Source organism: Mycobacterium asiaticum (assembly GCF_001673365.1).
Taxonomy (GTDB): domain Bacteria; phylum Actinomycetota; class Actinomycetes; order Mycobacteriales; family Mycobacteriaceae; genus Mycobacterium; species Mycobacterium asiaticum_A.
Map to the genome: position 1 here is coordinate 72,612 of NZ_LZLS01000220.1, position 20,646 is coordinate 93,257.

Sequence of the window (20,646 nt, forward strand, 5' to 3'; positions counted from 1 at the left end):
ACACGTGGAAGTGTTCGCCGGACGGCAGGTGTCGCACTGGGACTTCCCGAGGAACATCGGCAGCGTCGCGCTGATGACCGAATTCGGTTGCCGCAACGGGCTTGCCGTCTCGGATGTGCTGATGGGCTCGGGACTGGCCGGGGCCGACCTGAGTGACCACGATCGGATGATCGTCGGCCGGCAGGAGCTGACGGTCGCGACGAACCTCGTCAATCTGCTGGACAGCCAGGCCGGTGCGGCCGACCTGGGGGTGCGGGTCGGCCGTGGTTATCACGTTGGAGCATTCGGCATCTTCGGTTTCGCGTGCCTGACCAGTTCGACGCTGGGCCACGCCGTCCGGTTCGCGGCTCGGTTCTACGAGCTCAGCTACGGGTTCTGTTTGCCGAGCGTCACCGTGAACGGGCCCGTGGCCGCGTTACAGCTAGACCTGCCGGACCTGACCGGGCCGATCGCGGACTTTTTGGTGCGACGGGATTTGGCGGCGATCGCCCAGGTCATGTCCGAATTGCTGGGCAGCCCTGTTCCGTTCAGCTCGATCGAGTTCGCCGCCCCGGCCCCGCCGAGGGGTGACGCGGCCGCCCGCGAAACATTCGGCGTCGCACCGCATTACGGCGCGCCGGCCAACGTGGCTGGGTTGCCGGCCGCGCTACTGGAAAGCCGGTTGCCGCAGGCGAGTGAGATGAGCGTGGCCATGTGCGAGCAGCAGTGCTACGACCTGCTGGAGCGGCGTCGTCAGCGGACTGGTGTCGCCCTGCGGGTTCGGGAGCGACTGGCCTCGATCGACGGGAAGGCGCACACGATCGCCAGCGTCGCTCGGCAATTGGCGATGAGTGAACGCACCCTGCGCCGCCGGCTCGCCGAGGAGAACACCACGTTCCGGGAACTGGCCGAGGAGGTCCACCGGGTTCTTGCCGAGGAGCTGTTGGCGACGGGCGCGCTCTCGGTTGACGACGTCGCTTTGCGACTGGGGTACGCCGAGGCAACCAGTTTCATTGCCGCGTTCAAACGATGGACGGGCACCACGCCGGCCCGCTATCAGCGTTCGGTGGCGCCGCGTGCGCGCCTGCTGACAGTGTGATGGCCGGAATTATGGATTTTCCGTCCGCGATCGGCTGCCGACGGAGCGCCACGCGCACGTAACTTCGAGGTATGACTCCCACACCTCGTCCTCGCGTACTGGTGATCGGCGCCGGCTTCGGTGGCCTCGGTGCCGCTCACGAGTTGTCCAAGGACGGCCTTGCCGATGTGACGGTGCTGGAGAAAGCCGACGACATCGGCGGCGTCTGGCGGGAGAACACCTACCCCGGTGCCGCATGCGACGTGCCGTCGAACCTGTACTCCTACTCCTTCGCACGCAAGACCGACTGGGGACGGCGGTACGCCGAACAGCCCGACATCCTCGGCTACATCCACGACACCGCCGACCGATTTGGGATTCGTGATCTGGTACGGACCGGCGTCGAGGTCACCGCGGCAGAGTTCGACGAGAGCACCGCGACGTGGCGGGTGGCGACGTCGAATCGCGGCCAGTCGGGCGAGACTCTCGAGGCCGACGTGCTGGTGCCGGCGGTCGGGCAGCTGTCGCGCCCCGCGCTGCCGGACATTGCCGGGCTCGAGACCTTCGGCGGTCCCTCGTTTCACTCGGCGCAGTGGCGCCACGATGTCGACCTGACCGGCAAGCGCGTCGCGGTGCTGGGCACCGGCGCGTCGGCGATTCAGTTCGTCCCCCGCATCCGCGAAACCGCCGGGCACGTAACGGTTTTCCAGCGTTCGGCGCCCTACGTCGTGCCCAAGGTGGATCGCGCCTACACCGACCGGCATCACGCCGCCTTCAAGAAGGTTCCCGGTTTCGCGACCGCGATGCGCAACGCAATCTGGGAGACCACCGAGCTGCTGGGGTTCGCGTTGACCAGAGCCGCCCCGCTCGCTCGGGTGCTGCAGCGCCTCGCCACCGCAAATCTCAAGCGTCACATCAAGGATCCGGTGCTGCGGGCAAAGTTAACCCCCGACTATCCGATCGGGTGCAAGCGTGTGCTGTTCAGCAGTGAGTGGTACCCGGCCCTGGCCTGCGACAACGTCTCGGTGGAGACCGACAAGATCACCGAGGTAACGCCAACGGGTGTGCGTACCGCTGACGCTCAGGGTCACGAGGTCTTTCATGAGGTGGATGTGATTATCTACGGCACCGGATTCAAGGCAACCGAATTCCTTGCGCCGATGACGATCACCGGACGTGGGGGACGCGACCTGCAAACCGAGTGGGCCGACGGTGCGCGCGCCCACCTAGGTATGGCGGTGCCGGGTTTTCCGAACATGTTCCTGATCTACGGACCGAATACCAATCTCGGTAGCAGCTCGATCATCCTGATGATGGAGCAGCAGGCCGGCTACATCCGCCAGATCGTCGAGGAACTCGCCCGCAGCGGTGCGCCCCGTGCGTTTGAGGTGCGGCGCGATGTCGAGGAGGCCTACGACGCGGCTATCCAGTCCCGCTTGGACAGCGGGGTGTGGACCACCTGCGACTCCTGGTACCGCACCTCCAATGGCCGCGTCACCACGAACTGGCCTGGGTTGGTGCACGAGTATCAGAACCGCACCCGCATCGCCATGATCGAGGACTACCACGAAGTGCTGCCGGTCAAAGAGAGCGAAGGGGTGCGTGCGTGAGCGGGTTCGACTATGACGTGCTCGTCATCGGTTCGGGCTTCGGTGGCAGCGTCACCGCATTGCGCCTATCCGAAAAGGGTTACCGGGTGGGCGTTCTCGAGGCTGGTCGACGGTTCCGCGATCAGGACTTCGCCAAAAACAGTTGGCACGTCCGCGATTACCTGTTCAAACCGTCGGTAGGTTGCTACGGCATCCAGCGGATCGATGCGCTTTCGGACGCCGTGGTGCTCAGTGGTGCCGGGGTGGGTGGTGGGTCGCTGGTCTATGCGAACACCCTGTACCAACCCGGCGACGACTTCTACGCCGACCGGCGCTGGAGCGGCATCACCGACTGGAAAGACGAGCTCGCGCCCTGGTACGACCAGGCCAAGCGGATGCTCGGCGTCGAGACCTACCCGCGGACGACGCCGTCGGACAAGGTCATGCTGCAGATCGCCACCGACCTCGGCGTCGCCGACTCCTTTCATGCCACGCCCGTCGGGGTGTGCTTCACCGGCGGCTCGGATGCCCAAGGCGAACGGGCCGCCCCGGGCGCGCCGGTCGGCGACCCGTATTTCGGCGGCGCCGGACCGGACCGCAACGCGTGCCGGCATTGCGGCGAGTGCATGACCGGGTGTCGGCACAACGCCAAGAACACTCTGGTCAAGAACTACCTGTACCTGGCCGAAAAGCTCGGCGCGACAATCCATCCGATGACCACCGTCGTCGACGTCCGGCCTCGCTCCGACGGCGGCTACGACGTCATCACCCGGCGCACCGGTGGCAAGATCCGGCGGGGCCGTCGCACCTTCACCGCCGAGCACGTGGTGTTCTCGGCCGCCGCCCTCGGTACTCAGCGGTTGCTGCATCGGTTGCGCGACGGCGGCAGTCTGCCGCACGTTTCGCCCCGACTCGGGGAGCTGTCCCGCACAAATTCCGAGGCGATTCTGGCCGTGCGGGCGCGACGCGACGATGTGGACTCCTCCGAGGGAGTAGCCATCACCTCCTCCATTCACCCGGACAGCCACACCCATGTGGAGCCTTGCCGCTACGGCCACGATTCCAATCTGATGGGGCTGATGGGCACTGTGTTGGTCGACGGGCTCGAGGGTGGACCTGGAAAGCGGGGTAGATGGCGGACCGGCCTGAAAGAGCTTGTGCGACAACGCCGTGACCTACGTCGGCTGCTCAACCCGAAGCGTTGGTCGCAGCAGACCATTCCGCTGCTGGTGATGCAGACCCACGACAATTCGCTCACCACCTACACCCGGCCTTGGCTGTTCGGGCGGCGGATGGTGACCCGCCAAGGCGTGGGCGATCCGAACCCGACTTGGATTCCGGTCGGCCACGAGGTGGCCCGTCGCGCGGCCGAGCACCTCGATGGCATCGCCGGCGGCGCCTGGGCCGACCTAGCCGACATCCCGATGACCGGGCACTTCATCGGCGGCTGCGTGATCGGCGAGACCCCGGCCGACGGTGTGGTCGACCCGTATCACCGCATGCATGGCCACCCGGGGCTGCACGTCATCGACGGCTCGACCATCACCGCGAACCTGGGCGTGAACCCGTCGCTGACCATCACGGCGCTCGCCGAGCGCGCCACGTCGCTGTGGCCGAACAAGGGCGAGCCGGACCCGCGCCCGCCGCTGGGTTCTTGCTACGCACGGGTTGCGCCGGTGGCTCCGGTTCGGCCCGCCGTCCCGGCCAGTGCGCCGGGCGCACTGTGCTCCGACCGGGACTACGCTTCATAACGTGCTTGCAGCTTTCGGTTTCGAATCCCTGGGCGTGGTCGTGGGGGACATGTTCTTTGTCGACCCGAACCCGCATACCGGTCAGGAAACCCCGGAACCGGGCGTGCGGCTGGAACTGCGCCTCGTCGACAAGGCCGAGCCCCAGGGTTCTATCTACGCCGGCATCCCGATCGCATTCGCGCGTCCGGTATGGCGGGTGGACCTTTTCGGATCCACCGAGAGCCCGCCCGGCACGCTGGATCGGGCTCACCACCATCCGCGCTTCGACGGTTGGGAGCCCGGGCGGCGGCACTTCGTCCCCGAGTTGTCTGCCGATCCGGTGGGCTGGCTGACCGATCAACTGGCCGACCCGCCCGCCGTGCTGGCGCGCGCGGGCGTCGGGCCCGATGAGTTCACCCAAGCCGACGTGGCAGGCCTAGCCGCGGCGGCCCCGGAGATCGTCGCGGCGGTCAAGCGGATGCTCGACGGCGTGCGCGACGGGCAGCTGGCTCCAGCACCTGCCGAGCCGGTCGCCGCCGCACGCACCGGCTGGCTGTGAGTTCGTGGGACCCGTCATCATCGAATGCGCCGTCAACGGCGTCACCTCGAAGGCGTCCAATCCTCATGTGCCGATTGAGCCTTCGGAGATCACGGCTGATGCGCTTGCCTGCATAGCGGCGGGCGCGGCGATCATCCACAATCACATCGACCTTCACGGCGTCAGCGTGGAGCGGGCTGCCGAGCGCTACTTGGAAGCTTGGCGGCCGATCCTCGCAGCCCGGCCCGATGCTTTGCTGTACCCGACGATCCACTTCGGCGAGGGTTTCGCCATTTCCTATGAACACCTCGTCCCGATTGCCGCCGCCGGCCTGCGCGTCGGGCTCACCGACCCTGGATCGGTGAACCTGGGCGGTGTGGGGGCCGACGGCCTGCCCCTCGGAAATTTCGTCTACAGCAACTCATTTCAAACGGTCGGCCGGGCATTCGACATCTGCCGCCAAGCACGTCTTGGCCCCAGTCTGGCCATCTATGAGCCCGGATTCCTGCGGACCGCACTGGCCTGGTGGCGCGCGGGCCAGCTGCCCCAAGGGGCGATGCTCAAGCTCTACTTCGCCACCGAACACGGCTATTTGGGAGCGCCGTTCGGGCTGCCGCCCACCGACCGCGCGCTGGATGCCTACCTGGAATTGCTGGACGGATGCGACCTTCCGTGGGCAGTCTCCGTCGTCGGTGGCGACTTGTGCGCCAGTCCGATAGCCGAACTCGCGCTGCAACGCGGCGGACATTTACACCTGGGGCTGGAGTTCTATCGCGGCGACCGCACTCCGGCCAACGTCGAGTTGGTTACTGAGGCGGTCAGTCTCTGCGAACGGCTCGGCCGTGAGGTTGCGACACCTGATCAGGCCGCGGAAATTCTCGGGCTGCCCAAGCGTCGGCCGTGAGCATCGATCCCGAAGGACTTTGGGTCGAGCGGGACGGATCTTGCTGGCTGGTCGGGACCGCTGGTGAAGTCGAATGGATCACCGCGGCAACGTCGGTCGGCTTGAAGATCTCTTCGGCGATCCCCCCAGTGTTCGACAGTTACGCCACAGTGGTGGCCGCCGACACCGGCAACCCTGAGGAACAACGGCGGCACGACCAAGCGCTGATCGCCCTAGTGCACCAGCACTCGCCCGATCAGCGGTGGTGGCTGGGCTATCTTGACACCGGTAGCGCTGACATCGTGTTTCCCGACGCCCCGAAAGTCACGCTGTACGCGGACTGGTCTTATGTGTTGGTGCAAGCCGGGGCCGAGCAGGCCGCCCACTGGCGCCGGGCTGAGCCCTTCGGGACAAGCCGTCTGCCGGACCTGATCTTTCCCGCGGATCGATCCTGGTTGGTCTCCACGCTGTGGGACGACGACTGGACCTGCCTGGGCGGACCGAATGAGCTGGTCGACGCCTTTCTGCGCCACCCCGATCTCCAAGGGCGCGCGCGGCGAGTCACCCTCGACCAGGATGCAACCCCGCCGGGGCACCAGGCGTTCTAAGTCGCATCGACAGAACAAGGCCTTATGCCGCGGCGGTGACCTTAGCCGCCAGCGCCGCCAACTTGGCGTCGAGTTCTCTTGCGGCACTGAGTAACTCGGGATTAGGCTCGACGACCATCAGTGACGACGGCTTGACGTAAGTCAGGCTGCTACCGTTCGGTTCGTCGAGGATCAGCAACTCGACCGGGGCGAACAAGCCGGCGGTGACGTCGTGACGCAACATGGTGATAGCGATCAACGGGTTGCCCAGGATTACCCGCAACGCCTTGCGTTTTATGCCGGCTTTGCCGATCCAGGCACCGTGGTCGAACAGGCCGAACAACATGAATCCGCTTGTTCCGACGTGTGTTTCGACCTTCTCTTGATATGCGTCCCAGCTTTCGAACCGCTGGGCGACTTCGTCGATCGGGACTGGTCGCTCGCCGATGTCGGCGAGCAACGCCGCAACGAGGCCGTCGTAACTCTTGGTGCTCTCGTAGCGCAACCGCACTCCGTCGAAAGGGATTTCAGCTGCGGACATGGTCGGCCTCCTCGGTTGATTCCACGTGCTCATGCACTGATGTGCGTGGGGTGCGATCCACGGTCAGATGGAGCAGGTCCGGCCGGCTGTAGTGCCCGGCGGCATCCATCAGTACCTTGCGAGTGTTGATCAATGCGAGATCGAGGTCAGCGATAACCTCGCCCTCGCCGGACCGCAGCGGTTCACCGAGGTATTCACCCTGCGGTGAGATGATCGCCGTGAAACTTCCGCCCGAGATCGGTGCAATCGTTGCTCCGGTGTCGGCAATGATTCGGGCCTGCTGGTCCGCGTCTAGCCAACCGGTGGCGTTGACCACGAAGGCCCCCGACTCCAGCGCGTGGTTGCGAACGCTGGTTTCGGTCTGCTGGGCAAACAGATCACCACCGAACGAGCCGGGAAACATGCTGGAGTGGATCTGCTCACCATCGTCGATCAATGCGTAGCGCGCCAGCGGATTGAAGTGCTCGAAGCAGGCCAACTGCCCGATCCGACCGACCGCACTGTCTACTGCCCGCAGACCGCTGCCGTCGCCCTGGCCCCACACCATCCGCTCGTGGTATGTCGGTGAGATCTTGCGCCGGCGTTGGATCAGCCTGCCGTCGGCATCGAACAACAGTTGCGTGTTGTACAGCGAGCCGCCGTCGCGTTCGGTGACACCAATGGAAACCACCATATTGGCCGCGCGCGCCGCAGCCCCGATCGCGTCGACCTCAAGCGAGGGTATCGTCACCGCCTGATCCATCAATCTCAAGTGTTCCGAACGCATTTCGTACGGCCGCATGACGAACGAGAAATACGGGTAGTAGGGGATCACCGTCTCGGGGAAGGTCGCGAACTGGACATCCCGCAGGGCCAACTCATCGACTTTTGCGACCACCCGTTCGACGGTGCCCTCGCGGCTGTAGAGCACCGGACTGAGTTGCACGGCGGCGGCTCGAATAGTGGTCATTGGATTGCCCTTCTCTTCGGGCTCTTATGAAGAGCGCGATTCCCGCTAGCCGAGTCGTTCGATGATGGTGGCGTTGGCCATGCCACCGCCCTCGCACATGGTCTGCAGTCCGTACCGTCGGTCGCGCTGCTCGAGCGCGTTGACCAGTGTCGTCATGATGCGGGCACCACTGGCGCCCAACGGATGTCCGATCGCAATGGCCCCGCCGTTGACGTTCGTGTTGGCCAGATCGGCTCCCGTGTCATGAGCCCATGCCAACACCACCGGTGCGAATGCCTCGTTGACCTCAAACAGGTCGATATCCGACAGTTTGAGCCCGGCGCGGCGCAGCACCTTCTTGGTCGCGGGGATGACGCCGGTCAGCATGTAGAGCGGGTCCGAACCCACCACCGTTGAGGTGTGGATGCGGGCCAGTGGGCGCAGGCCGAGCTTCTTGGCCACTTCGCTGCTGGTGATCATCACCGCGGCACTGCCGTCGGACAGCGGAGACGAATTGCCCGGTGTGATGTGCCAATTGATCTGCGGGAATCTTGCCGCCATGGCCTCGCTGTAGAACGCCGGCTTGAGCGCGGCCAGCGTGTCGACCGTGGTTCCGGGACGGATGATCTCGTCGGTGGATAGCCCCGCGATCGGTATGAGCTCGTTCTCAAAGCGTCCGTCCTTGGTTGCGGCGGCGGCCTTTTCGTGGCTGGCTGCAGAGAACTCGTCCAGTTGGGCGCGCGAGAACCCCCACTTCGCGGCGATGAGTTCGGCGCTGATGCCCTGCGGCACCAGGCCTTCTGGGTAGCGCGCGGTCATGTCCGCGCCGAACGGGTTGCTGCCCGGCAGTACCGAGGTGCCCATCGGGACGCGACTCATCGATTCCACGCCACCGGCAACCACGATGTCGTAGGCACCGGCGATCACGCCCTGAGCGGCGAAGCTGATGGCCTGCTGGCTGCTGCCGCACTGCCGGTCGACCGTGGTGCCGGGCACCGACTCCGGAAAACCGGCTCCCAGCAACGCATTACGGGCGATGTTTACAGCCTGGTCGCCGACCTGGGTGACTGCGCCGGCGATGACGTCGTCGATCTGCAGCGGGTCTACACCGGTGCGTGCCACCACCTCGCGCAGGCTGTGGGCCAACAGGTCGGCGGGCAGCACGTCGTGCAGCGCGCCGTTGGCCTTGCCTTTGCCGACGGGCGTGCGGACAGCGCCGACGATAACGGCGTCACGGGACATGGCTCCTCCTCGAGGCTGGGTATTCATCTCTGTACTCAGCTATAACACCTAGGTATAGTGAAAGCAACCCAGATCGAGGAGTGATTTGCGTGACAATGTTGCAGGGCGCCTTGGCCGATCGAGATTCCTGGTCGGCGGTCGGTGAGTGTGCGATCGAGAAGACCATGACCGTCGTCGGCACCAAGTCCGCGATGCTGATCATGCGGGAGGCGTACTACGGCACCACCCGATTCGACGACTTCGCCCGACGGGTGGGTATCACCAAGGCCGCGACCTCGGCCAGGTTGGCCGAACTGGTCGACCTGGGCCTACTGGCGCGGCGGCCCTACCGGGAACCGGGTCAGCGCAGTCGCGACGAGTACGTGCTCACCGAAGCCGGTGTCGACTTCATGCCGGTGGTGTGGTCGATGTTTCAGTGGGGTCAGCGTCACCTGCCGGGACGGCATCGGCTGCGGCTGACGCACTTGGGCTGCGGTGCGGACGCCGAGGTTGAAATGCGCTGCGGGGAAGGGCATCTGGTGACCCCCGATGAGCTCGGCATGCGACTGGTTCGGTCCTGAACGCTAGTCGGCCCCGGTACCGACCGTGCGGAGAGTGCCACCCGCAGCGGCGTGTCGCCGCGCATCTCTGCACGCTCGCGCAGAAGCGGGCGAAGAAAGCGGGCCTCAAACAGGCCCGAACAGACCCCGGTCACGCCTCCCGAAGCGTGGCCAACAGCCGCCGCGCCGCGACGACGCGGCGCACCGCGCTACCGGTCAGCTCGTCCAGAGCGCATTCCGGATCCGCCGGCGGGCCCATATGCCCGCATCCGCGCGGGCACTCCTCGACGGTCTCGGCCAAATCCGAGAACGCCAGGAGCACGTCGTCGGGCTGAATGTGGGCCAACCCGAACGAGCGGATGCCCGGGGTGTCAATCACCCAACCACCGTTGTCCAGCGGCAGCGCCACCGACTGTGTCGAGGTGTGCCGCCCGCGACCGATGTCGGTGACCTCACCGACGGCCCGATCCGCTTCGGGCACAAGGCGATTCACCAATGTCGACTTGCCCACCCCGGAATGCCCCAGCAGCACGGTGATCCGGTCGTCGAGTAGGTCGGCCACCGCCAGCAGGGGATCGTCGACGCCGGCGGCCACCACCTGAAGGTCCAGGTCGACAAACTGCTCGGCGAACGGTTCGGGCGGGGCGAGGTCGGTCTTGGTCAGGCACAGAATCGGCCGCAGCCCGCCGGCGTAGGCGGCGATCAGCGCGCGGTCGACCAGCCCGGTGCGCGGCGGGGGATCGGCAAGGGCCACCACCATCAGCAGTTGATCGGCGTTGGCTACCACTACCCGTTCGGTGGGATCGGTGTCATCGGCGGTGCGGCGCAACACTGTTCGCCGCGGGCCGCGCCGCACGATGCGGGCCAGGGTGTCGGTGCGGCCGGACAGGTCGCCGACGATATCCACGTCGTCGCCGACGACGATCGGGGTGCGTCCGAGTTCGCGGGCGCGCATCGCAGTGACCCGCCGGTCGGGGAGCCCGCCCAGCACACAGCCCCAGCGACCACGGTCGACGCTGACCACCATGGCGGCCTCGGCGTCGGCGTGCTGCGGACGAGTCTTGGTCCGGGGCCGCGATCCCTTACCGGATCGGACCTTGACGTCGGACTCGTCGTAGTCGCCAGGCCTCAAGCGCTGGAACCCACCATCTCGGCCCACAGTTGCGGAAATTCCGGCAGCGTCTTAGTGGTAGCGCCGATGTCGTCGACTTCGACGCCGGGGACCCGAAGCCCGACGATCGCGCCTGCCATCGCCATTCGATGATCGGCGTAGGCGCGCCACAGTCCGGGCCGTAGTGGGACGGCGGTGATTACCAGTCCGTCCGCGGTTTCCCGGCAGTCACCACCGAGCCGGTTGATCTCGGTGCTCAGCGCCGCGAGCCGGTCGGTTTCGTGGCCGCGCAGGTGGGCGATCCCGGTCAGCTGTGACACTGAGCCTGGCGTGGCCAACGCCGCCAGCGCGGCGACCGTCGGGGTGAGTTCGCCGACATCGCGCAGATCGACATCGAACCCCTCGTACCCGTCCGATCCCCGTAACTCAAGCGATGAATCGGATTGGGAGACAACCGCATTCAATTTTCGCAGCACGTCGAGGATGTGCTCGGCGGGTTGCACGCTTACCGCGGGCCAGCCGGTGATGCGTACCGTGCCGCCGGTGACGACTGCCGCGGCCAGGAACGCGACGGCGTTGGTCAGATCGGGTTCGACCTCCCAGTGCCGCGCCTGCACGATGCCGGTGGCCACGCGCCAGCGGTTGGCGACCGAGTCGTCGACTTCGACACCCGCCTGACGCAGCATCGCCACCGTCATCTCGATGTGGGGAGCCGATGGCAGTGAGGCGCCCGTGTGCTGCACGGTAAGCCCCTGGGTGAACGACGCCCCGGCCAGCAGCAGGCCGGAGACGAACTGTGAGGACGCGGACGCATCGACGGCCACGGTGCCGCCGGCCACCGATCCGCTGCCGTGCACGCGAAACGGCAGCCCGGTCCCGTCGACCGGCACCCCGAGCCCGCGCAGCGCATCCAACAGCGGTGCGATCGGTCGGGCGCGTGCCTGTTCGTCGCCGTCGAAACTCACCGGCGTGGCACTCAGCGCGGCCAAGGGCGGGACGAACCGCAGGACCGTGCCGGCCAAGCCGCAGTCGACCCGGGCGTCAGCCACCGGTGCGATGCGCCCGCTGACAGTCAACTCGGAACCCTCGCCGTCCACGTCGAGGCCAAGTGTGCGCAGGGCGCCAATCATGAGATCGGTGTCGCGGCTGCGCAGCGCACCGGTGATCGTCGAGGTCCCCTGCGCGGCCGCCAATGCGGCTAATACCAGGGTGCGGTTGGTCTGCGACTTCGAGCCGGGGACGGTCACGGTCGCATGCACCGGTGTCGGAGTGGACGGGGCCTGCCATGCGCTCACCGGTCCATCATTCCTTGTCCCGCCCTGACGGCCACATCTAACTCGAGATGCCAACATGGAGAGATGTGTGGACGTTTTGCGGTGACGACGGATCCGGCCTTGTTGGCCGAGAAAATCAAGGCAATCGACGAGGCCACCAGCACTTCAACATCCGAACCCAATTACAACGTGGCTCCCACCACCACCATCGCAACCGTGGTGACGCGCCATAGTGAGCCTGACGACGAGGCCACGCGGCGGGTGCGGCTGATGCGGTGGGGCCTGATCCCACCTTGGGTGAAGGCGAGCAAGGACGGCACTCCGGACAACAAGGGCCCGTTGTTGATCAACGCGCGAGCGGACAAGGTGGCCACGTCTCCGGCCTTCCGCGGCAGCGCGAAGTCCAAGCGCTGCCTGGTTCCGATGGATGGTTACTACGAGTGGCGCGTGAACTCCGAGCCCGGCTCGGCTAAGAAGGCGGGCAAGACACCGTTCTTCATGTACCGCGGTGACGGTGAGCCGTTGTTCGCCGCAGGTCTGTGGTCGGTATGGAAAGCGGACAAAGAGGCCGATCCGCTGCTGAGTTGCACCATCATCACCACCGACGCGGTCGGCGAATTGGCCGAGATCCACGACCGGATGCCGCTGATGCTGGGCGAAGGCGACTGGGATGCCTGGCTGAACCCGGATGCCGCGTTGAATGAAGAGCTGCTGTCCCGGCCGCCGGACGTGCGCGACATCGAAGTGCGCGAGGTATCGAAACTGGTCAACAGCATCCGCAACAACGGACCCGAGTTACTCGAGCCGGCCAAGCCGGAGCCCGAGCAGATCACCCTGCTCTAACGCGGGCTGCCAGTGCCGGCGCCGCCTAGCATGCCAGGGGTGACCGGCAAGTACAGCTACACCTTCGAAGACATCCAAGACCGCCCCGTCGCGGTGATCGGTGCGGGAACGCTGGGCCCGCGGATCGCGCTGATGCTCGCCAGCCGAGGGGGCACCGTGCGGATCTACGCGCGGCGCGCCGAACAACGCACCGAAGCCGTCAAGTACGTAACCGAAAATCTGCCAAACCTGATCCAGGGCAGAGGATTTGGCGAAGTGGGCACCGTAATCGGTGCGGCGTCGCTCGAGGAGGCACTGGACGGCGCCTGGCTTGCCATTGAATCCGTCCCGGAACGGCTCGACGTCAAAATCCCGCTGTGGGGTGAAATCGACCAAGCCGCACCGCCGGACACCATCTTCGCCACCAACTCGTCGTCTTTCCCGTCCCGCTTGATGGCCGAAAACGTCTGGGACAAAACGCGGTTGTGCAACACGCACTTCTATATGCCGCCGCAGTTCAATGCCCTCGACCTGATGTCGGACGGGCAGACCGACCGCGCCCTACTCGATACGCTGCTGGCCGTGCTGCCCGAGTTCGGGGTGCACCCTTTCGAAGCTCGCAAGGAGTGCACAGGGTTCATTTTCAATCGGGTATGGGCCGCGATCAAACGTGAGTCGCTGGCCGTCGTCGCCGAAGGCGTGGCCCGTCCGGAGGATGTGGACGGCATGTTCAAGGTGAATTGGGGGGTTCCGGCCGGCCCGTTTCAAATGATGGACATTGTCGGTCTGGACGTGGTGCTCGACATCGAAAACCATTACGCGCAAGAGTTTCCGTACCTACCGGCGAGCGTACGGGATTTATTGCAGTCCTATGTCGATGCGGGCAAGCTCGGGCTCAAGTCCGGCGAAGGCTTCTATAAGTACTCGGGGACCTGAGCCGTGGACTTAACCGTTGCTCAAAACTAAGCGCCAGTTACCCGGATTCTGCGGATCGGGAACACACCAGAAGTTGTTCCAGTCAAATGGCGGGGTGGTTGCTTTCACGCCCGGCCCGGCATTCTGACAAGCGTCTCGAGTCGGGTACGTTCCCTCGGTCTGCAGTGTCCCGGCGCTGCTGATGCCCACACCGGTGGTCATCAACGCCGCAAAAGCCAGCACACCCGCGAAAACAGATTTCACAATCGAGCGCATCATTTTCTCCAATCCTTGGTGCTCCTGCGTGGAGTTCCGGCAATGACGTTAGTTTCTCTTTGGTCGACTCAACAGAGCTTTTTTCGAGAAACTAAACGCGGTGCAGCGAAACTGCCCGGGCTATGACCTCGAGCAAACGGGCGAGTTGATCGGCATCGTTGATCGCGCGGTCGCCATTGACCTGTCGGGTAAACACTCCGGCGATAAAGGTCGTGACGGCCGTAGTCTGCGCGGCGAGCAGTTCGGCGTCGTCGGTGTCCGGTTGCAGGTGAGCCAGCGCCTCGCGGGCCAACAGGATCACGCGGGTGCCGAACTCCTGGGACATCGCGGCCAGTTCGGGGTCGCGCGCAGCTGCCAACAGCAGTTCGTGGCGGGCCCGGTTGAGCATCAACCCGGCGCCCTCGGCCTGCAGCAGAGTGAGTTCGGCGAGGTGCGCGAAGGGGGAGTCGGGGTCGAGCGGTCGTTCGATTACCGATCGCAGGTTGGCCTCGTCGATCTGGGCGACCCGCTTGCCGACGCCGCGCAGCAGCGCGGCTCGGGTTCGGTAGTAGTACGACGTAGTGCCGTCGGGGACTCCGGCGCAGCGGTCAACCTGGCCGTGGGTGAGTCCGCGCGATCCGAGTTCGGCCAGCACTTCGATTGCGGCGTCGCACAATTCGCGGCGCCGCTCATCGCCGTCGCGTTTGCGGGATTGGTTAGCCGTCATTGACGGTCCACCCGCGCCGTACCATCCGCGCTCCCTTGTGCCGGCCAGAAAGCATTGACTTTAACTCTAGAAATATAGAGGATCACTTGCCATGGCTGGGATTCATCGCGAGCGTCCAGGCGCTGCCGACCTCGCGGCGGCGACGGGCGCTCCCGCGACACCGCTTGGAGACGACATCTGGATGTCACCCGGGGTATCCAACTCCTACGCGATCGCCACCGACGACGGGCGGGTCATCGTCAACACCGGCGTGGTGTTCGAGGGGGCACTGCACAAGAAAGCATTCGAGGAGGTGCCGGGGCCGACGCGCGCCGTCGTCATCACCCAGGGGCATGCCGACCACTGGGGTGGCGTCAACTCGCTGCGTGATGACCAAACAGACGTCATCATGCATCGCAACTACCGGTACTGGCGCGACGACAACGAGCGCTTGATGGGCTACCGGGTACCCAAAACGTCGTTCGCATTCGAAAAATTCACTCAGGCGATGCTCGAACATTTCAAGACGGTCGACCCCGCCACCATCGACTTGTCCTTTCCCGAACCCACCACCACCTTTGACCGGCAGCACCAGTTCACCGCCGGGGGACGCGCCTTCGAACTGACCTGGACGCCAGGCGGGGAGACCACCGACGCGCTGGTGGTATGGCTGCCGGAGGATCGGATCCTATTCACCGGCAACCTGTTTGGGCCACTGTTCGGGCACGTGCCAAACCTGATGACGATCCGCGGTGACCGGTATCGCGACCCGATCCACTACATCGAGGCGTTGGACGTGGTGTTGGCGTACCGGCCCGACAAACTCATCACCGGCCACTTCGCTCCGATCGAGGGCGCGGAACTCATCGCCGAAGAGGTCACCGCGATGCGCGACGCGATGCGGGCCGTACATGACCGCACTCTCGAGTTCATGAATGCCGGCACCGATCTGCACACCGCCATGCGTGAAGTGAAGGTGCCCGAGCAGCTGGATATCGGCGAAGGTTACGGCAAGACAGCGTGGAACGTGCGCGCCATCTGGGAGATGTACACCGGTTGGTTCCGGCATCGTTCCACCACCGAACTCTACGGCGTGCCACCAGAATCCGTGGCAAGCGATGTGGTCGCAGCCGCCGGAGCCGATGCGCTCGTCGAGGCGGCTCGGTCGCACATCGCGTTCGGCCGGCCGGTACAGGCATTGCATCTGACCGATCTGGTCCTGACCGCCGACCCGGGCCACCCGCAGGCGCGCGCCCTGGCCGCCGAAGCGCATGAACTGCTGTTGGGCGACGCCGACAATTTCTGGGAAAAGGCCTGGCTCACCAAGGAAATCAACGAATTGAGGACGGCCCAATGAACACGTTGCGTTTCGACTTCACCGGCGCCAACGTGCTGGTAACCGGGGGCACCAGCGGCATCGGCAACGGTATCGCCACCGCCTTCGCCGATGCCGGAGCTGATGTGACCATCACCGGAACCCGCTCGGCGGCAAGTGATTACGACATCGACCTCACGGGGCTCGCTTACCGGCAGTGTCTGATTCAGGATGCCGATTCCGTTGACGCCCTGGTGAACTCACTGGGCGAGCTGGACATCCTGATCAACAACGCGGGCGGACCCTACCCCGCCGGCGACGAATACGATCCCGACGGATACGTCGCGTCGGTGGCGCAGAACATGTTCGGCCCGATGCGGCTCACCATGCACTGCTACGAGCGCCTCAAGTCGAGCGCGGCGGCCGGCGGGGCGAGCGTGGTCAACGTCGTGTCGATGTCCGCGTTCCGCTCGGCGGTATTCGTGCCGGGGTATGGCTCGTCGAAAATGGGGTTGCTCTCTTTGACCATGAACCTCTCCCGACGCTGGGCAGCTGACGGAATCCGGGTCAACGCCATCGCTCCCGGGCTGATCGACACCCCGATGACACATCCGGCCATGAGCATCCCGGCGATCACGGACGTCGAAATCGGCTTCCACACACCGCTGGGCAGGCCCGGCACTCCGCAGGACTGTGCGGGTGCGGCACTGTTCCTGTGTACCGATGCGGCGTCATATATCACCGGCAGCACCATCGCCGTCGACGGCGGATACCTGACGGTCTGAACAATGGGCGACTACGACAACGTCACCGGCCCCGACGACGTTCTGAAACTGGCCGCCCAGCGCACCGGGCTCGCGGAAGTCGAATCCGATTCGTGGCGACCGGGTTTGGCGATCATGATCGATGAGCTGAACACCTCGTCGGCCTTCAGCCCGTTTGGTCGCGACCGCATCCTCAATGACGCCACGAACGCGCTGGGCCGTCGCTTGCAGATCCACGACTACATCCAGGCCCATCCCGAGGTGCTGGACGCACCGATCGAGCGACCGCTGATCGTGCTTGGCATGCCCCGCACCGGGACCACGGTGATCAGCTACCTGCTCGACCAGGATCCGGCCCGGCGCTCGCTGCTGCACTGGCAGTGCGTGCACCCGATTCCCCCGGCCAGTGCCGAGACGCTGCGCACCGATCCGCGGTGCCTGGCTCTGCTGGCCGAGCAGAGCAATATTTTGCAGATGGTCAAGGCGGCCAATGTTGCGCTGCCGCACTGGGAGGACGCCGACGGTCCCACCGAGGACATGTTCATCCATAACCAGGACTTCAAGGGCTTGTCCTGGGACTCGTTCCTGTCGACGCGGCGCTATGCCGAGTGGCTGTTCGACGAAGCCGACATGCGCAGCACATACGAGTACCAGAAGCGGTACCTGCAAGTGCTCCAGTCCACCGCGCCGGGCGCCTGGAGCCTGAAAATGCCGTCGCATTCGGTGCATATCGAGGCGTTGCTGGACGTCTTCCCCGATGCCCGACTGGTGTGGGCGCACCGTGACCCCTACAAGGCCACCGGATCACTGGCCAACCTCTGGAAGTTGCCGAAGGGCATGACTCATGTTCCCGACGCCATCGACTTGGCGGCGATGGGCCGAGATGCCATGTGGCAGATGAGCTATCACGTAGAGCGCCCGCTGCGCGCCCGGGAGCGCATCGGCGATGACCGGTTCTTCCACATGTACTACCACGAGATGATGCGTGACCCGATGGATGTGATGCGCCGTCTCTACGACTGGGCGGGCGACCCGCTGACCCCCGAAACCGAAGTGCGGATGCGCAATTGGCTCGCCGAGAATCCCCAAGACCGGTTCGCACCCAACGCTTACCGCCTCGATGAGTACAACCTCACCGTGGAGCAACTCCAACCAGTCTTCGCCGAATATCTCGATACCTTTGCGATCGAACCAGAGGGCACGCCGTGAAGGCGACGATGGTGACCGCGCCGGGCAAAGCGGAAGTGGTGGACACCGAACGACCGACGGCAGGGCCCGCTGACGTGCTGGTGCGGATGCGTGCCTGCGGGATATGCGGTTCCGACGCGTTCTACATCGCCATCGGCGGTGTGCCGCCGCGGCAGGGCTGCACCCCGCTGGGGCACGAACCTGCGGGCGAAGTGGTCGATGTGGGCGTCGACGTATCGGGTATCACGGTCGGCGACCACGTCGTCATCAACCCGATGGCAAGCCCGAGCGGCATCATCGGCAACGGCGGGCCGGCTGGGGCGTTGGCCGACTATCTATTGATCGAAAATGCGGTGCGTGCAACGAATTTGGAAGTCATTCCACAGCACATCCCCTGGCAGGTGGCTGCCCTCAACGAACCGATGGCGGTGGCGCGTCACGGCGTAAACCAGTGCCGGCCGAAACCCTCAGACAAGGTGGTGGTTTTCGGTGCCGGACCGATCGGCCTAGGCGCCACGTTGGCGTTCAAGTCCGCTGGTGTGGGGCATGTGGTTGTGGTGGACGTGATTTCGAGCCGGCTGGATAAGGCCTTGCAGATCGGCGCCGATGCCGTAATCAACTCCGCGGAAGAGGACGTGATCGAGCGGCTTGTCCAGTTGCACGGCCAAGGCGAGAGCTTGTTTCCCGGCAAGGCCGGCACCGACATCTACCTCGATGCTGCCGGCGTTGCGGCCGTGGTCAATACCGCGCTCGCGGCGGCGAAGAAGGGCGCCACGCTGGCCATCGTCGGCGTGCACAAAGAACCGGTACCGGTCGAGTTCGTCAACGTGATGAGCAACGAGATCACCATTGTCGGATCCATCGGTTACCCCGACGAGTTCTTCGAAGTGACAAAGGATCTCGTGGCGAATTGGGAGAAGTACGCGCTGATCGTCAGCCACACCGTTCCGTTCGACAGAGTCGACGAGGCGTTGGAGCTGGCCGGCACTCCCGGTGCCGCCGACAAGGTCGTGGTCACCTTCTAGGCTCGCGGGCCTCGGCGGTGGCGTTAGGCTGGGCGCAACATCACCCCACGATTTGGAGCAGACAGTGACCGCTCTGAGCGCCAACCTCATCGACTCCAAAGACCGCCATGCCGACCGAGTTGCGTTGCGCTGCGACGATCTGCAGCTGACCTTCACCGAATTGCACCTCGCCGCCGCCCGGGTCGCGACGTTGCTGGAGCGGGCCGGTATCGAGCCCGGCGACCGGGTGGGAATCATGTTGCCGAACACGCCCGCCTTCGTCATCGCCTATTTCGGCATCATCTACCGCGGCGCGGTCGCGGTCCCGATGAACCCGCTGCTCAAATCGCGCGAAGTCGCCTACTACCTGTCCAACAGCGGCGCCAAAGCGTTGTTCGCCACACCGTTGTTCGCCGACGAGGCCAACGCGGGCGCCGAGGAGGTGGGTGCTCAGTGCTGGCTGGTAGACGATGCCGGATTAGACGATTTGATCGACGGCCTGCCCGCCCAGGACGCACCAATGGACCGTGCCGACGACGATGTCGCCGTCATCCTGCACACCTCCGGGACGACCGGAAAGCCCAAGGGCGCCATGCTGACTCATGGCAATTTGCGGCGCAACGCCGATGTCTGCGTCCAGACGCTGATGCACACCGGCCCCGACGACGTGGTGATGGGCTGTCTGCCGTTGTTCCACGTCTTCGGCCTGACCTGCGGCCTCAACAGTTCGATCCTGGCCGGTGCGACGCTGACGTTGATTCCCCGGTTCGATCCGCGCAAAGCGCTGGAAGTGATCGAACGCGATGCCGTCACGGTATTTCAGGGCGTGCCCACGATGTATGCGGCGATACTCGCCCTGGCCGATGAAGCCAACCCTGGTGCCACGGACAGTCTGCGGGCCTGCACCTCCGGTGGCGCTTCGCTGCCCGTGCAGGTGCTGAGTGACTTCGAAAAGGCTTATGGCTGTGTGATTTTGGAGGGGTACGGCCTATCGGAGACCTCACCGGTTGCGTCGTTCAACCATCCTGACCGGCCGCGTAAGGCGGGCTCTATCGGCACCCCGGTCGAGGGCGTCGAAATGCGCGTAGTCGATGGCTGGTCGGAAGGTTTGATTTCCCGCTTGAGCACCTTGCCGGTCGGGCCTTTCGGCAGGGCATCGACGAACCAGATTCGACGCGGGTACTTGTAGGCGGCCACACGGGCCTTGACGTAGTCGCGAAGCTCGTCGGTACCGACGCTCGCGCCCTTCTTGAGTGCGACGGCGGCACCCACCTCTTCGCCGAGTTCGTCGTGCGGCACACCGACGACCGCGGCTTCGGCCACCGCCGGATGCTCGTAGAGCACTTCCTCGATCTCACGGGGATAGACGTTGTAGCCGCCGCGGATGATCATGTCCTTGGTGCGGTCGACGATGAAGAAGTAGCCGTCCTCGTCAACGCGTCCGACATCGCCGGTCGACAGCCAACCGTCCTCGGAGACGGTGGCTTTGGTGGCATCGGGCAGATTCCAGTAACCCTTCATGACATTGTGGCCTCGGATCTGAATCTCACCCGGCTCACCCTGGGCCACCTCGGCGCCGTTGCCATCGACTACGCGCATTTCGACGCCCTCGACCGGGGTGCCGATAGAGCCCGCCTTACGCGGCCGGTCAGGATGGA

General features: G+C 65.1%; 20 protein-coding genes and 2 pseudogenes. 14 read left to right on the top strand and 8 right to left on the bottom strand.

Annotated elements, in window-relative coordinates:
- Positions 1-4 precede the first annotated feature (4 nt).
- The 6 genes from A5634_RS26315 (at position 5) to A5634_RS28830 (ending at position 6,405) form a co-directional block, all read left to right on the top strand.
- Positions 5-1,078, top strand: a complete 1,074-nt coding sequence (locus A5634_RS26315; RefSeq protein WP_081290674.1) for an AraC family transcriptional regulator — start codon at positions 5-7, stop codon at positions 1,076-1,078.
- A 71-nt stretch (positions 1,079-1,149) separates the two neighbouring features.
- Positions 1,150-2,667 carry a flavin-containing monooxygenase gene (locus tag A5634_RS26320; RefSeq protein ID WP_065146956.1) on the top strand — a complete coding sequence of 506 codons (1,518 nt, stop codon included), beginning with the start codon at positions 1,150-1,152 and terminating at the stop codon, positions 2,665-2,667.
- Positions 2,664-4,397 carry a GMC oxidoreductase gene (locus tag A5634_RS26325; RefSeq protein ID WP_065146957.1) on the top strand — a complete coding sequence of 578 codons (1,734 nt, stop codon included), beginning with the start codon at positions 2,664-2,666 and terminating at the stop codon, positions 4,395-4,397. Before A5634_RS26320 ends, A5634_RS26325 begins: the two co-directional genes overlap by 4 nt.
- A gap of 1 nt (position 4,398) precedes the next feature.
- On the top strand, positions 4,399-4,935 hold the full coding sequence (locus A5634_RS26330; protein ID WP_065146958.1) for a hypothetical protein: 537 nt from the start codon (positions 4,399-4,401) through the stop codon (positions 4,933-4,935).
- Between the two features lie 4 nt (positions 4,936-4,939).
- Entirely contained in the window at positions 4,940-5,818 is an 879-nt protein-coding gene (locus A5634_RS26335; protein ID WP_065146959.1) for a 3-keto-5-aminohexanoate cleavage protein, read from the top strand.
- Positions 5,815-6,405 (top strand): hypothetical protein, encoded by a 591-nt coding sequence (locus tag A5634_RS28830; RefSeq protein WP_216638766.1) that lies wholly within the window; start codon positions 5,815-5,817, stop codon positions 6,403-6,405. The genes A5634_RS26335 and A5634_RS28830 overlap by 4 nt, the downstream gene beginning before the upstream one ends.
- Before the next feature lie 22 nt (positions 6,406-6,427).
- Here the strand turns inward: A5634_RS28830 and A5634_RS26345 are convergent, their stop codons facing one another.
- Genes A5634_RS26345 through A5634_RS26355 form a run of 3 tightly spaced genes read right to left on the bottom strand, consistent with a single transcriptional unit; the run spans position 6,428 to position 9,095 of the window.
- On the bottom strand, positions 6,428-6,925 hold the full coding sequence (locus tag A5634_RS26345; protein WP_065146960.1) for a DUF302 domain-containing protein: 498 nt from the start codon (positions 6,923-6,925) through the stop codon (positions 6,428-6,430).
- Positions 6,912-7,874 (bottom strand): carbon-nitrogen hydrolase family protein, encoded by a 963-nt coding sequence (locus A5634_RS26350; protein WP_065146961.1) that lies wholly within the window; start codon positions 7,872-7,874, stop codon positions 6,912-6,914. Before A5634_RS26350 ends, A5634_RS26345 begins: the two co-directional genes overlap by 14 nt.
- 45 nt (positions 7,875-7,919) lie before the next feature.
- Positions 7,920-9,095: a thiolase family protein gene (locus A5634_RS26355; RefSeq protein WP_065146962.1), complete on the bottom strand. Its 1,176-nt coding sequence runs from the start codon at positions 9,093-9,095 to the stop codon at positions 7,920-7,922.
- Positions 9,096-9,184: 89 nt separating this feature from the next.
- Here A5634_RS26355 and A5634_RS26360 point away from each other — a divergent pair, with 89 nt between their 5' ends.
- On the top strand, positions 9,185-9,655 hold the full coding sequence (locus A5634_RS26360; RefSeq protein WP_065146982.1) for a winged helix-turn-helix transcriptional regulator: 471 nt from the start codon (positions 9,185-9,187) through the stop codon (positions 9,653-9,655).
- A 130-nt stretch (positions 9,656-9,785) separates the two neighbouring features.
- On the opposite strand, the gene rsgA is transcribed toward A5634_RS26360, so the two are convergent.
- Positions 9,786-10,766, bottom strand: coding sequence for a ribosome small subunit-dependent GTPase A (gene rsgA / locus A5634_RS26365; RefSeq protein WP_065146983.1), 981 nt, complete (start codon positions 10,764-10,766; stop codon positions 9,786-9,788).
- Positions 10,763-12,040 carry a 3-phosphoshikimate 1-carboxyvinyltransferase gene (gene aroA / locus A5634_RS26370; RefSeq protein ID WP_065146963.1) on the bottom strand — a complete coding sequence of 426 codons (1,278 nt, stop codon included), beginning with the start codon at positions 12,038-12,040 and terminating at the stop codon, positions 10,763-10,765. The genes rsgA and aroA overlap by 4 nt, the downstream gene beginning before the upstream one ends.
- A gap of 63 nt (positions 12,041-12,103) precedes the next feature.
- Here aroA and A5634_RS26375 point away from each other — a divergent pair, with 63 nt between their 5' ends.
- A complete protein-coding gene (locus A5634_RS26375) occupies positions 12,104-12,862 on the top strand; it encodes an SOS response-associated peptidase (protein ID WP_065146964.1) in 759 nt (252 codons plus the stop codon).
- 39 nt (positions 12,863-12,901) lie between these two features.
- Positions 12,902-13,777 carry a 3-hydroxyacyl-CoA dehydrogenase family protein gene (locus tag A5634_RS26380; RefSeq protein ID WP_065146965.1) on the top strand — a complete coding sequence of 292 codons (876 nt, stop codon included), beginning with the start codon at positions 12,902-12,904 and terminating at the stop codon, positions 13,775-13,777.
- A gap of 9 nt (positions 13,778-13,786) precedes the next feature.
- Here A5634_RS26380 and A5634_RS26385 read toward each other — a convergent pair whose 3' ends face one another.
- On the bottom strand, positions 13,787-14,035 hold the full coding sequence (locus A5634_RS26385) for a hypothetical protein (RefSeq protein ID WP_065146966.1): 249 nt from the start codon (positions 14,033-14,035) through the stop codon (positions 13,787-13,789).
- 88 nt (positions 14,036-14,123) lie between these two features.
- A complete protein-coding gene (locus tag A5634_RS26390) occupies positions 14,124-14,738 on the bottom strand; it encodes a TetR/AcrR family transcriptional regulator (protein WP_065146967.1) in 615 nt (204 codons plus the stop codon).
- Positions 14,739-14,829: 91 nt separating this feature from the next.
- Between A5634_RS26390 and A5634_RS26395 the strand changes: the two genes are divergently transcribed.
- The 5 genes and pseudogenes from A5634_RS26395 to A5634_RS29760 form a co-directional block, all read left to right on the top strand.
- Positions 14,830-16,074: an alkyl sulfatase dimerization domain-containing protein gene (locus tag A5634_RS26395; protein WP_065146968.1), complete on the top strand. Its 1,245-nt coding sequence runs from the start codon at positions 14,830-14,832 to the stop codon at positions 16,072-16,074.
- Positions 16,071-16,817: an SDR family NAD(P)-dependent oxidoreductase gene (locus A5634_RS26400; RefSeq protein WP_065146969.1), complete on the top strand. Its 747-nt coding sequence runs from the start codon at positions 16,071-16,073 to the stop codon at positions 16,815-16,817. The genes A5634_RS26395 and A5634_RS26400 overlap by 4 nt, the downstream gene beginning before the upstream one ends.
- A 3-nt stretch (positions 16,818-16,820) precedes the next feature.
- Complete coding sequence (locus A5634_RS26405) at positions 16,821-18,005, top strand: sulfotransferase family protein (protein ID WP_065146970.1); 1,185 nt, start codon at positions 16,821-16,823, stop codon at positions 18,003-18,005.
- The gene (locus A5634_RS26410; protein WP_065146971.1) at positions 18,002-19,009 is read left to right on the top strand and encodes a zinc-dependent alcohol dehydrogenase; all 1,008 of its coding nucleotides are present in this window, start codon (positions 18,002-18,004) and stop codon (positions 19,007-19,009) included. Before A5634_RS26405 ends, A5634_RS26410 begins: the two co-directional genes overlap by 4 nt.
- A gap of 64 nt (positions 19,010-19,073) precedes the next feature.
- Positions 19,074-20,081 (top strand): annotated as a pseudogene (locus tag A5634_RS29760) (AMP-binding protein); the annotation flags it as partial.
- Positions 20,082-20,098: 17 nt separating this feature from the next.
- Here the strand turns inward: A5634_RS29760 and A5634_RS27825 are convergent.
- A pseudogene (locus A5634_RS27825) lies at positions 20,099-20,646 on the bottom strand (AMP-binding enzyme); the annotation flags it as partial.

Coding starts and splice junctions, on each gene's coding strand:
- A5634_RS26320 (WP_065146956.1), top strand. CDS start 1,150: ATGACTCCCACACCTCGTCCTCGCGTACTGGTGATCGGCGCCGGCTTC.
- A5634_RS26345 (WP_065146960.1), bottom strand. CDS start 6,925: ATGTCCGCAGCTGAAATCCCTTTCGACGGAGTGCGGTTGCGCTACGAG.
- A5634_RS26350 (WP_065146961.1), bottom strand. CDS start 7,874: ATGACCACTATTCGAGCCGCCGCCGTGCAACTCAGTCCGGTGCTCTAC.
- A5634_RS26355 (WP_065146962.1), bottom strand. CDS start 9,095: ATGTCCCGTGACGCCGTTATCGTCGGCGCTGTCCGCACGCCCGTCGGC.
- A5634_RS26375 (WP_065146964.1), top strand. CDS start 12,104: ATGTGTGGACGTTTTGCGGTGACGACGGATCCGGCCTTGTTGGCCGAG.
- A5634_RS26385 (WP_065146966.1), bottom strand. CDS start 14,035: ATGATGCGCTCGATTGTGAAATCTGTTTTCGCGGGTGTGCTGGCTTTT.
- A5634_RS26390 (WP_065146967.1), bottom strand. CDS start 14,738: ATGACGGCTAACCAATCCCGCAAACGCGACGGCGATGAGCGGCGCCGC.
- A5634_RS26395 (WP_065146968.1), top strand. CDS start 14,830: ATGGCTGGGATTCATCGCGAGCGTCCAGGCGCTGCCGACCTCGCGGCG.
- A5634_RS26400 (WP_065146969.1), top strand. CDS start 16,071: ATGAACACGTTGCGTTTCGACTTCACCGGCGCCAACGTGCTGGTAACC.
- A5634_RS26405 (WP_065146970.1), top strand. CDS start 16,821: ATGGGCGACTACGACAACGTCACCGGCCCCGACGACGTTCTGAAACTG.